Origin of the sequence: Paraburkholderia sp. CI2 (assembly GCF_014201055.1) — a bacterium.
GTDB lineage: Bacteria > Pseudomonadota > Gammaproteobacteria > Burkholderiales > Burkholderiaceae > Paraburkholderia > Paraburkholderia tuberum.
In genome coordinates this window covers 47,431-59,303 of sequence record NZ_JACHDL010000004.1, presented here as the reverse complement: position 1 = coordinate 59,303, position 11,873 = coordinate 47,431, and the positions used below count along the sequence as shown (strand labels likewise).

General features: G+C 60.2%; 10 protein-coding genes. 3 read left to right on the top strand and 7 right to left on the bottom strand.

The features are described from left to right. Positions 1-25 precede the first annotated feature (25 nt). On the bottom strand, positions 26-1,087 hold the full coding sequence (locus HDG32_RS07645; protein ID WP_409340010.1) for a glycosyl transferase family 1: 1,062 nt from the start codon (positions 1,085-1,087) through the stop codon (positions 26-28). Between the two features lie 442 nt (positions 1,088-1,529). Between HDG32_RS07645 and HDG32_RS07640 the strand changes: the two genes are divergently transcribed. The 3 genes from HDG32_RS07640 (at position 1,530) to HDG32_RS07630 (ending at position 4,840) form a co-directional block, all read left to right on the top strand. Further along, complete coding sequence (locus HDG32_RS07640) at positions 1,530-2,486, top strand: class I SAM-dependent methyltransferase (RefSeq protein WP_184065161.1); 957 nt, start codon at positions 1,530-1,532, stop codon at positions 2,484-2,486. A 42-nt stretch (positions 2,487-2,528) separates the two neighbouring features. Further along, the gene (locus tag HDG32_RS07635) at positions 2,529-3,602 is read left to right on the top strand and encodes a zinc-binding dehydrogenase (protein ID WP_184065158.1); all 1,074 of its coding nucleotides are present in this window, start codon (positions 2,529-2,531) and stop codon (positions 3,600-3,602) included. Positions 3,603-3,679: 77 nt separating this feature from the next. Beyond that, a complete protein-coding gene (locus HDG32_RS07630) occupies positions 3,680-4,840 on the top strand; it encodes a methyltransferase domain-containing protein (RefSeq protein WP_184065155.1) in 1,161 nt (386 codons plus the stop codon). Between the two features lie 28 nt (positions 4,841-4,868). On the opposite strand, the gene HDG32_RS07625 is transcribed toward HDG32_RS07630, so the two are convergent. The 6 genes from HDG32_RS07625 to HDG32_RS07600 form a co-directional block, all read right to left on the bottom strand. Further along, positions 4,869-5,756: a hypothetical protein gene (locus HDG32_RS07625; protein ID WP_184065152.1), complete on the bottom strand. Its 888-nt coding sequence runs from the start codon at positions 5,754-5,756 to the stop codon at positions 4,869-4,871. A 427-nt stretch (positions 5,757-6,183) separates the two neighbouring features. Next, positions 6,184-7,650, bottom strand: a complete 1,467-nt coding sequence (locus tag HDG32_RS07620) for a hypothetical protein (RefSeq protein ID WP_260336288.1) — start codon at positions 7,648-7,650, stop codon at positions 6,184-6,186. A gap of 71 nt (positions 7,651-7,721) precedes the next feature. Next, a complete protein-coding gene (locus tag HDG32_RS07615; protein ID WP_184065146.1) occupies positions 7,722-8,120 on the bottom strand; it encodes a GtrA family protein in 399 nt (132 codons plus the stop codon). A 133-nt stretch (positions 8,121-8,253) separates the two neighbouring features. Further along, entirely contained in the window at positions 8,254-8,994 is a 741-nt protein-coding gene (locus HDG32_RS07610) for an SDR family oxidoreductase (RefSeq protein ID WP_184038516.1), read from the bottom strand. Continuing rightward, the gene (locus HDG32_RS07605; RefSeq protein WP_184065144.1) at positions 8,991-10,307 is read right to left on the bottom strand and encodes an FAD-binding oxidoreductase; all 1,317 of its coding nucleotides are present in this window, start codon (positions 10,305-10,307) and stop codon (positions 8,991-8,993) included. Before HDG32_RS07605 ends, HDG32_RS07610 begins: the two co-directional genes overlap by 4 nt. Before the next feature lie 2 nt (positions 10,308-10,309). Further along, positions 10,310-11,734, bottom strand: coding sequence for a UbiA family prenyltransferase (locus tag HDG32_RS07600; RefSeq protein WP_184065141.1), 1,425 nt, complete (start codon positions 11,732-11,734; stop codon positions 10,310-10,312). Positions 11,735-11,873 lie beyond the last annotated feature (139 nt).

Sequence of the window (11,873 nt, the reverse complement as noted above, 5' to 3'; positions counted from 1 at the left end):
CTGAACGACGAGCAGTCGGGGAATCTTAGTAATTTGTGAGGCCGGCATCGATCAGGTGTCTGATTAGGTCTGCTGCTACCGTGCTCGACGAGTGCCGTGCATAGACGCGTTCGTAGTTACTTTCAATCTTTTCGTCCCTGTCCGGGTCGGTCAGGGCAGCCTGAATGGCGGGAACGATGTCCGGCGCGCGGGTGGAAGCCGCGTACCAGACATTGTCGTCGAAGTGCTCGCGCTGCCAATCCCCATCAACCATGACGAGCGGCTGCTTCACGAACGCGCCTTCGAGGCACGAGCGCCCGGGCGGATCGAGGCTCGGCTCCGCCACTACCATCGCGCTGGCGAGCGCGGAGCGCAACAGCGCGCTGCAGGGCTGGATGAACGGCAGGAAATGAATGCCCCGACGCGCTTCGCGAACGCACTGCCGGTAATACTCCTCGTCCCTGAAACCGCCGACCATCAGGCCGTTCATGCCGAGCTGGTTCAGTGCGCGGATCAGTTCGAGCTGATTCTTGATCGGCTCGATCAAGCCGAGGCACAGCACGTAGTCCGAGACGTCGCAGACCGTGGGGAGCAAATCCTTGTCGGCCGGCAGCAGGAACCGGTCGGATATGCCGGAGCCCACCACCACGCCTTTACCTGGATCGACCGTGATGTACCTGTTGAAGTGCGCGAGTTCGGCGGAGGACTTGAACAGTAGCCGCTCGGCGCGCTGCACGAAAGCCTCGATGCGGCTGATTTCCGCCGGGTCGGGCGCGCTCAACCACCAGACGTTCGGCCACAGGAACAGCTTCTTGCCCTGATTCACCGTTTCGCGAACGATCGCTTCGCCGTCCGCATGGACGGAGAAGTGCATCACCGCGTCGTAAAAGCGTAGCGGCCGGCTGCGAATGCCGTAAATGTCGGCCTGTACGTCCGAATCGTTGAGAAGTTCGGCGACCTGCACGAGTTCCGACTCACCACCACCGCTCGTCATGAACGCGGTACTGTGAGTGGTCAGGAGAATTTTAAAATGCATATTGCGGGCTCCGTCCCGAATCGTCCCGTATCGTGGGCGCTGCTGCCGTCCGCCGGACGGTGCGGAATTCACGCGTTCGCGCGACCTGTGAAACAGGCGCGGACTATTATCGGCAGGGGCTCGATTTTACGCCAAATCGTAACGCAGACGATCGCCCACGAGCGACGCGCCGAGCACCCTGCTGCATGCTTTCGTCGGCTTACGTGGCTTACGAAACGATGACCGCGCCGCCCTCTTCTGCCGCGCACTCGCGACTCACGCGCGGTATCCACGGAAAACGGACGGCACATGACCCGTGGCGTCGCGGCTGTGCCGATTACTATGACGAATAATTTGTAAGTAACGGTAAATGCGGACTCATGTCGGAACATCAGGAAATGTTGGACGTGCAGAATACTGGGGGTACGATAGACTGGCCGGCCGGGAGGGCCGGCTCGCCAGCCGGTCGGCATATCGGTATGAATTCGCTGTTCTGTCATGGCTTTTCGCAAATTCTTTCAAGCGGAGAAACAAGATGTCGGCATCGCCCGAGCTTCTCGATTCACTTGCCGCGCAGCATCCCGAGATTGCAGAACTGATCGCTGAACGGGACAAGTATCGCGACGCGCTTCAGGTCAATATTCCGCACTTTTCGAATCTCGGCGACGTGCCTCCAGGCCACTACTATTCGCCGATCCCGTCGATCCCCGACATCAAACAGGACGAAGCACGGCTGTTCGGTCACGTCTCGCGCACGCTGCCCGGCATCGAGTTCAACGAAGAGGCGCAGGTGCGGCTCGTCGGCGAGTTCGCCGACAAGTACTACGGCGAAATGCCGTTCGAGCCGCACAAGAAAGACGGCCTGCGCTTCTACTTCGAGAACGTGATGTTCTCGTATGGCGACGCGACGTCGCTGTACTGCATGATTCGCCACCTGCGGCCGCGCCGCATCGTCGAGATCGGCTCGGGTTTCTCGTCCGCCGTTTCGCTCGATACCAACGACCTGTTCTTCGACGGCCAGATCCAGTGCACCTTCGTCGAACCGAACAATGAACGCTTGCTGTCGTTGCTGACCGAGAAAGACAAGGTCACCTCGAAGATCGTCAAGTCGCTCGCGCAGGACGTCGACCTGTCCGTATTCGCGGAGCTCGAAGCGAACGACATACTGTTCGTCGATTCGTCGCACGTGAGCAAGATCGGCAGCGACGTGAACCGCATCGTCTTCGAGATACTGCCGATCCTCGCGCCCGGCGTGCACATACACTTTCACGACGTGTTCCTGCCGCTCGAATACCCGCCGCAGTGGATCTACGAAGGCCGCGCGTGGAACGAAGCCTATCTGCTGCGCGCCTTTCTCCAGTACAACAGCGCGTTCGAAGTTGTCCTGATGAATACGTTCATGGGACACTTCCATGCGGACCTGATGAACGCGCGGATGCCGCTCTTCATGCGCAATCCCGGCGCGAGCTTCTGGATTCGAAAGACACGTTAGGCGCCGCGGCGCAAACGTCTCACATTTTGCGGAGATTGATAGATGACTTCGACGAACGCGCTCGAGCATCGCACCGAAGGCGCGTCCATGCGAGCCGGCTTGCAAGACGGGGTGCGCGCGATGAAGGTCGGCCGCATCCCGGTACCTGAGTTGCTACCCGGCACCGTGATCGTCAAGGTGGCGAGCGTCGGTATCTGCGGCAGCGATCTGCACGCTTACCGGAACGTCGACGTTCATCAAAGCTTTCCGAACGGCCACGAACTGAGCGGGACCGTGGTCGAGATCGGCGAGGGCGTGACGAGCGTGCGCGTCGGCCAGCGGGTGACGATCGACATGGTGATGGGCACCGCGTGCGGCAAATGCGAGTATTGCAAGCTCGGCACGCCGATTCACTGCCGCGCGCGCGAATTTCCGTTCGGCGGCGGCTTTGCCGAATACGTGCGCACCAAGGAATCGGGCGTGTTCCCGCTGCCCGATGCCGTCGACGATCAGCTCGGCGCCATCGTCGAGCCGGTGGCGGTCGGCATCCACGGGTGCCGCAAGATGCCGATTGCGCGCGGCTCGGTCGGCGTCGTGATCGGCGCGGGCACGATCGGCCTCGCGGCACTCGCCGCGGCGCTGGACGCCGGCAGTGAAAATGTCTACGTGGTCGCAAGACACGCGGCTCAGGCGCGCGCGGCGCTGGCGATGGGCGCCACCGCGATCCTGCCGGCCGATCGCGCCGAAGCGCTCGCCATGGTCGAACAGGCAACCGGCGGATTGGGCGCGCACTACGCGATCGAAGCGGTCGGCGGAACGGCCGACACGTTCGACTTCGCCTGTCAGTTCGTGCGCCCGCTCGGCCACGTGTGCGTGCTCGGTGCCTTCGATCACGGCTTCAGGAACATCGAAATCATCAAACCGCACATCAAGGAACTGACGATTCATCTGCCGAACTGCTACGGCTATATCGACGGTCAGCACGACTTCGCACTCGCGATCGATCTGCTGGCGCGCAAGGGCGATACGTTGCGCGCCATGATCACGCACGACCTGAGCCTCGATGACGTCGACGAGGCCTTTCGTCTGGCCAGCGACAAAAGTTCGGACTCCATCAAGGTGCAGATGCATACCTGATGGTGTAAGCGGTCTCGCGCAATGCAGTGAACATCGGTCATAACTGGAAGCTGTGCCGTCCAATACGAGGAGGCAACATGGCGAAGGAAGACAATGCTCCAAGCATCGATGAATTTCGAGATAAGCGGCGTTGCCGTTTGCTGAAAGGCCTGAACGTCAAGGAAAGCGTCGGCGTGGAAATAGGCCCGCTTTGCTGGCCTCTCGTGCGACGCAGCGACGGCGGCGAAATCATCTACGTCGACCATACGGACACGCCGCACCTGCGAGAGAAGTACAAGGACGATCCTAATCTCGACATCGAAGAGATTGTCGATGTGGACGCGGTGTGGGGGCGCAACACGCTGCATGAAGCGATCAGGGGCCGCTATGTCGACTACGTGGTGGCCTCTCATGTCGTCGAGCATGTTCCAGATCCGGTGACGTGGCTCAGAGAGCTGGCCGCGGTCCTCAAACCGACCGGCGAAGTGCGTCTCGTGGTTCCCGACCGGCGCTTCACCTTCGACTATTTCCGCCGCGAAAGCCGCCTGCCCGAAGTACTGGCCAGCTATATCGCCCGTGCGCGGGTACCGCAGCCCTACTCGCTGCTCGATCATTGCCTGTCCGCCGCGGATGTCTCGGCCCACGAAGCGTGGCAAAAGCGGATCGACCCGCACTCGGTCAAGCGGCATCACACATGGCAAGGCGCGCTACATCTCGCACGCGACGCCTTCGAAAACGGCACCTATCACGACGTTCACTGCTGGGTTTTCACGCCGCGCTCGTTTGCAAAACTGATCGCCGATCTTTGCGAAATGGAGCTGATCGACTTCGCTTGTGAAGATTTCAACGACACGCTGCACAACGATATCGAGTTTTCTGTCGTGATGAGGCGCTCGCGCGATCGCGAATATATTGCCGACAGCTGGCGGCGAATGGAGCGCGAGGCCAGCGACTCGACGCCGGCCGTGCCGTTCTGGCGCACGCATCGCAAACTCAAGGAGCTATGCGCCGGACCGAACGCCCGTAAGAGCACGCCGCGCTTGAGCGGACAGCCCAGCGAACTGGACCCGGACGTAGCGGTCGAATTGCCGCCGGGTTTCAACGAGCAGGAATATCTCGCCGTCAATACGGACGTGGCGGCGGCGGGCGTGAACGCGGGTCAGCATTTCCTTCAATATGGATGGCGGGAGGGGCGGGCCTTGCGGCCGGCCCCCGAGGCTCAGGCTGCCCCTGCTCCGGTCGCCATTGAAGCGAGGTAACGATCGAGACGGGGAAACGCTCGATGACCTAATGGCCGGGCGGGCTAGCAGGAATCTGTACCGCCCAGTTCGGCGCGACCTTTAGCGTATGCCCCTTGTCGTTCGCCGTAATGTTCCACATTGGCCATTCCGACGCGGGAAATCTCGTAGCGCTGGCCAGCAGGATAACGACGGCGAATCCCCCCGCTAATACCCGCGACAGCTTCGAACTCGACGTTGCGATCGACAGCAGCGCGGCCCAGAAAAAGAACAGCAAGGCAGGATAGATGTACCGGGCACCGAAGCCGTACCACTCCATGTGTACCGAGTACGGATTCGATCTCGCGGCGCCGAGCAACCAGATGATGCCCGCCATCGGCGCGAGCAGCAGACAGGCAAAAACCGCTCGCGATCTCGCCACGACGAACACCAAGACGATCGCCAGGATCAAGCCGGCGATTAGCGGAACGCTATCCGGGGACGGCAGCAGACTGCAAAACAGCTCGCGGATCATCCGGGAGCCATAACGCCACACATACGGCGCCGGACCGAAGTCGAGCGGCGGCGAGGCGTTCGTTGCGACCGCATAAACCTGCCCCGCTACGCCCGCGGTATAGACGGCCAGAAATCCAGTCTGACGATATGAAAACTTCCCACGACGCCGCGCGTAGATACAAGCCAGCACGGTCGGGCCGAACGTGATGATGCCAAAGGGGCCTGTCAACGCAATGACCGCAGCCGCCAAGGCCCGAACGCTATACCAGGATGTCGGCGGATTGAACAGGTTTTCCCACAGCAGAACGATGAGCGCCGGAAGCAGTATCCATTGAATATTCGTAACGTTCAGCAGCGTCTCGCCCGTCTGCGGGACCAGCAGAGGTCCGAGTGCGAGAAGTGCGGCGATGGGACGCGAGAAGATTCGAAACGCGTGAGCCATGTAGGCGCTCGACCCGGCCGTGATCAACGCACACGCCCACATGAAAAAGTACGGCGCCTCGTCGATTGGCGTCGTTTTCATCTGCAGCCACGCGACCAGACGCGGAACGACATGCCAATAGCCGGAATAGCCCTGGACGAATGACCGGATACCCAGTTCGTGCGCTTGCGCGATAAAGATCGTGGCGTCTTCGGCCCACAGAAAGCCGTGCTCGATGCGCTGAGGCGCCCGATACCACATGAGCAGCAACGCCCATAAAAACACGAGCAATGGGAAGAGGCGGGGTTTTTCTCGCTGCATATCCTGTAATTCAGTATTTTTTTGGACAAAAAGATGAGCAGAAGTCCACAGCCGACTCGAACATCGAGTCGGCCGTTATTGCCTCAAGCCGGCAGGCATGACTTCGCAACGAGTGTTGCAGGACTCATCAGGTCCGCGGCCCTTTTGCGCATGTTTGAATCTGCTGCTGCGTCCCCACGGCGTCACTGCGCCGTAGCAGGCGGTAACCAGCGAAATTGAATGTGTCCACAGGAGCATAGGCCTGGCTCGCGAGCAGGCAAGTCGCGCTTGCCTCGAAAGTCCCGAGCGGCTCATGCACGAGAATGTAATCCGGGCTGTACTTCGTGAGCCACGAGTAAAGATCCTTGCGAGCAATGTAGTCCGCGTTATAGCGATTGGTCAGACCGAGAATGTCGATGATGTACCGGTCGGAGTACCAGCCCACGGTTCCGATCTCGACGCTTGCAACGACCGCCTTGGCTGGCGTGTTGGTTTTTATCCATTCACCAATATTCTTGTATGCGTCCATCGGGCCGCGCTGCACGTTCGAGATACCAAAGCTGTGGTAAACGAATCCGCTCGTGACGAGAAAAAACGCAAGGAACAGCGAGAGGAAAACAGAGCTCTCCCGGGACCGCTCGTACGTGAAGCTGAGCACCCTCCACGCGCCCACACCAACGAACAACAAGCCGAAGAGGAAGAATGGTGCGTAGTACCAGTGGTAATTCGGAATATGCAGAAACACATAAAACGAACCCAGCAGCACGAGATAGAGAATGACGAGCCACGCGATCCTGTTGCCGAGACTCGACAGCACGCCGACGAGACCGATCGGCAGCATGAACGCGAGCAGCCGGAAGTCACCCCCGAAGAAAGCGTCCTTCATGTACTGCACGTGGAGAAAAATCAGTCCCTCGCCCCAGTACCCTGACTTGCCCTGCCCGAGCTTCGCATTGCCGGTGGCCGGAAGAAACGCGCCGTAGTAGTAGTAGTTAAATATGAAATTGGCCGCGAGCAGAATGACCGGCGCGACGAAATACTTAACATGAGGCAGCTTTCTGTTCCTGATGAAGTAATCGACGACCACGACAAGGCCAAGGAACACACCTTCACTGCGCGTGATGAACAGCAGACCCAGCACCACACCCAGACCGAAAAATTGCTCCCTGCGATAGAGTATCAACGCGAGCGCGGAGAGGAACAGAAACAGCGAAGTCTCCATCCCAAAGGTGTAGTAAAAATAATTGAAGGAAACAACGATCAGCGCGCACAGCGTCTGTTCGTATTTTCCGCTCGCCAGCAGATGCGCTCCGGTGATCGCGGCCGCGCACAGGAACACGAACGACAAAAAGATCGTCGTATATTGCAAATTACCGGCCACGACGTTCGCCACGATCAGCAAGTAGGAATACAACGGCGACGTGAGCCCGTTGAAGCGATCGCCCGCGTTGTAGGTGAGCCCTTGCCCGTCAAACAGATTGCGCAAATATCGCAGATAGATCAGCGAATCATCGAGCTGAAAGTTGCGCGTCTGCCACGCGAGATAACCACCCACGGCAATGGTGACCACCAGTAGAAGCGCGTTCTCCGAAAGGTACTGTCTAAATCGTTGCATGTTCATTGGTCAATATTTTCTGATTACGCGCGTGCGGCAGCGCAACTACAAAAATCAATGCATTGCCCGAATCAGGCAAAAACGAACTTCTTGTCGAGCCGATATTTGACTATGTAACCAATCACGAGGCCAATCACGCCGCCCGTAAAGCGGGCAGGCTCGGAATGATAGATCGCGTCCGCGCCGAATTCGAAGCCCCAGAAAATCGCCGTAGTTGCGAGCCCCATCACCGTGTACAGCAGAAAACTCTGTATGCCGTGCGACAGATCGCGATGCTGGTATCGAAAGATCCAGAGCTTGTCGAGTAAGAACTTCACCACCAGCCCGCCACCCGTTCCGATGACCACCGACAGCGGCACGCTGAACGCTCCCGAATAGGTGATCAGCGAGAGCTTCTGCAGACCGATATTCGCGGCGATCGAAACTGCCGCGAATATCGCGTAAAAAATCACGAGGCGCGACGCGCTCATGGGAGTTGCCGAGGAGTTCACGAAAGGCACACCAGGTCAGGAAGGTCGAACGAACATTCGCCGCGCCATGCGCTCGCTGGGCGGCGACGGTTGCCGTCGAGCACGGCAGATCCGTCGCGATGCATGCAATGCATCACAACGAGAGCCGCTTGAAAACGCGGCCGGGAATAGAGCGAATGATCAGCATGATGCCCCACCAGAACCACGGGGTATAAATGACATCCCTACCCTTTTCCACCGCGCGCACTATATCGCCCGCGACCTTGTCCGCGGTAGCAACAAGCGGTCCCGGCAAGGGAAGACCCGCTGTCATTGGCGTCGCGACAAAGCCGGGCTTGATCGTCAGCACATGCGCGCCCGCCTTGAACAGGCGCGCCCTCAGGCCCTCGCAAAACGCGGAGAGCGCTGCTTTTGCACTGCCGTACAGATAGTTCGACTGGCGACCGCGATCGCCGGCCACCGACGAAATGACCGCGATCGTGCCGCGCCGCTGCTGCTCGATCACAGTGGCAAAACGCGTCAGCAACGCGATGATCGATACGGCATTGGTATTGAACTCGCGGACCGCGACGTCGGCATCGTTCTGACAGTCCTGCTGGTCAGGCAGCGTACCCGGCGCCACCAGCACGATGTCGAGCGCGCCGAACTCGGCCGAACAACGCTGCATCATGGCGGCATGTTCACCGAGCTGATCGATGTCCAACTGCTGACACAGCACGTCTTGCGCACCACGTGCCTTGAGGTCGTCGGCAACCTGCTGGAGGCGCTCCATGTTGCGCGCGACGAGAAAGAACCGCGCGCCCTGTTTAGCCCATTGCCGTGCACAGGCAATGGCGATCGCCGAAGTGGCGCCTACGATAACGATGTTTTTCATACTCGAGTGGTTCGTTCCCAAAAGCGTGACAGCAAAGCCGGATCACGCAGCGCTTCGACCTGTTCCCACTGCGGATAGGCAGCGCGAAAATCTTCGCCCGACATATGCGCGTCCTTGGCGGGATACAAACGGCCGCCGCTCTCGCGCACGATCGCATCCAGCCGGTCGAAAAGCTTGCGATTCGATTCCTCGCGCTGCGGGAAGTCGAGCGCGAGCGAGGTGCCTTCGAGCGGAAAAGACAGCAAGCCCGGCGATTTGATGGCGCCGCAGCGCTTCAGCACGGCAAGTATCGACCCCGTGCCGCTGCGGGCAATCGCGTCGAGAATGGCCCGCGTTGCCTCGCGCGCAACGGCTGCCGGGATCACGCATTGATACTGCTGGAAGCCCGAGCGGCCATAGATGCGATTCCATTCAAGCAGGCTGTCGAGCGGATAGAAGTACGAGTCGTAACTCACCGTCGAGCGAAGCGCGTCCGCGCGTTGCCGCCTGTAGTACAACTCGTTGAAGGCGCGCAGGGTCAGGCGGTTGAAAACGGGGATCGGCGACGTGAACGGCACCGTACGCGTCTTGCGGCGTTCGACGTCGAGCCCCCCCTCGGAGGCGTGATCGCCGACCATGAAAATGCCTCTGCCCAACGCGGCATCGCGGCTCTGACAGTCCACCCACGCCACGCTGTACTCATGCAGTTCGTCGAGCCGTTCGGACAGCGCGAAGAACTCGTCGAGGTTGGCAAAGCGGATACTGGTCACGTCGAGCATGCTCGACCTGATCGGCATCAGCTGGATTTCAGCCCACGCGATCAGCCCCGTCATACCAAGGCCGCCGATCGTCGCGGTGAAGTACTCGGGGTGGAGGTCCGGCGTACATTCGAACTGCGTGCCGTCGCTTCGCAGCAAGGAGAAACGCCGCACATGCCGGCCAAACGTGCCGCGTACATGGTGATTCTTGCCGTGCACGTCGTTGGCGATCGCGCCGCCCAACGTCGCGTACTTCGTCCCCGGCGTCACGGGCAACATCCATCCACGCGGAATCGCCACGTCGAGAATCTGCTCGAGCGTCATGCCCGGTTCAGCGCGCAATACGCCGTTTTGCCAGTCGGCCAGAATCATCCGGTCCAGCGGCAGCGTCTGGACCACGTGTCCCGAAGACGCGAGGCAACTGTCGCCGTAACTGCGCCCATTGCCGAAGGCAAGGGTCGTGCGCTGCGTGCCGCCGACACTTCGCCATACCGCCGCGGCCATATCACGCCAGGCGATCGGATGGGCCTCTTGCAGCGCGTACGGATAGCGCCCCCAGGACTGGACTTTCGACATGGCTAGATCGCCATCCAGAACACGGCACCGCATAGGGCCATGATCAGCCAGCTGCTCCGGTCTTTTGCCGCGAATATGATCGGGTCGTCATGCATGGAGCCGCGATGCGCGATGATCCACGTGCGGCTCACCCAGTAAAGCAGCAGAGGACAGGCCACCCAGATGTACTGTGGATGCCGATAGAGGCTCGCCGTATTGCCGTCCTGAATATAAAGCGCGAGAACCAGCACGGACAGATAGCCCGAGGCCGCGCCTAGTGACGAAATCAACGGCAGATCGCTCGCGACATAGCCGCGGCCGCGTGACTTCACGAGGCCGCGCTCCTTCAACGCGTGCAGTTCCGCATACCGCTTGACGAGCGCGAGGCTGAGAAAAATGAACATCGAAAACGCGAGCAGCCAGAACGTGAGCCGCGCATCGATCGCGGCGCTTCCGGCGATGATCCGTGTCGTATAGAGCAAGGCCAGCACCACCACGTCCATCATGACTCGCCGCTTCAGATAGAACGAATAGGCCAGCGTGAGTACGTAATATCCAAGCAAAACCAGCGCGAACTTATGAGGCAGGCAGAACCACGCGATCGCGCCGCCCACGACCAGCAGAACGGGACAGAGCGCCGCGCCCCAAACCAGCGGCAACGCGCCCGAAGCAAGCGGGCGTTTGCGCTTGGTCGGATGATGCCGGTCGTCCTCGAGATCGAGCAGATCGTTCAACAGGTAGACGCTCGACGCACAGACACCGAAGGCAAAAAAAGCGAGGAGCGCGGCAATGACCAGCGCGGCGTCCGACAGTTGATGCGCCGCGAGCAGCGGAACGAAAATCAGCAGATTCTTCAGCCACTGATGCAGTCGCAACGACTTCGCCCACGTTCCCGGCCACGCGGAGCGTTGGTCGATGACGCGCTCGACGTTGCCCTGCTTGCGGGCCGCGCGCTCTACGCCACTCGACGGATTGATCACATAAGCACGCTCGGCCGCGGCCCAGACTGCGACATCGTCGTGCGAATTGCCCGCGTAGTCGAAGCCTTTCTCGCCGAACTCGGCCACGAGCCTGTCGCGCTTGCGATGCGCGGACAGATTGATGTCGCTATGCGTGGCGAAGGTTTTGTCGAATAGCCCAAGATGATCGGCAATCGCCTTCGCGTAGCGTTCATGGCTAGCGGTCGCCAGCACGAGCGACCGCCCGGCGGCCCGTTCTTCCTTCAGCCACTCGATGACCGTGGCGTCGTAGGGCAGGACGGTGACGTCGATATCGGTCGCTTCGGCCAAGCGGGCTTTGAGGCCGGCTTTGCCCCCGCGCAGGAGCCACAGAAGCGGCTCGTAGAACCGATGGGGAGCGGATCGGGTGAAAGCAAATCCGCATTCAATCAGGACGTCCGAGCGAATGAGAGTTCCATCAAGATCGACGACGAGTGGTTTGCTGCTCATTCAGTGAACCGCCGCAGGGCAGAAAAGAGTGTGGAAGGCACATGCGATGCCGTAGAAATTCGTTCTGGCGCGGCAGCGGGTCAAGTCGAACCACGAGGATCAATATCCGGACGGCGTAAAGCGGCATCACGCTACCATC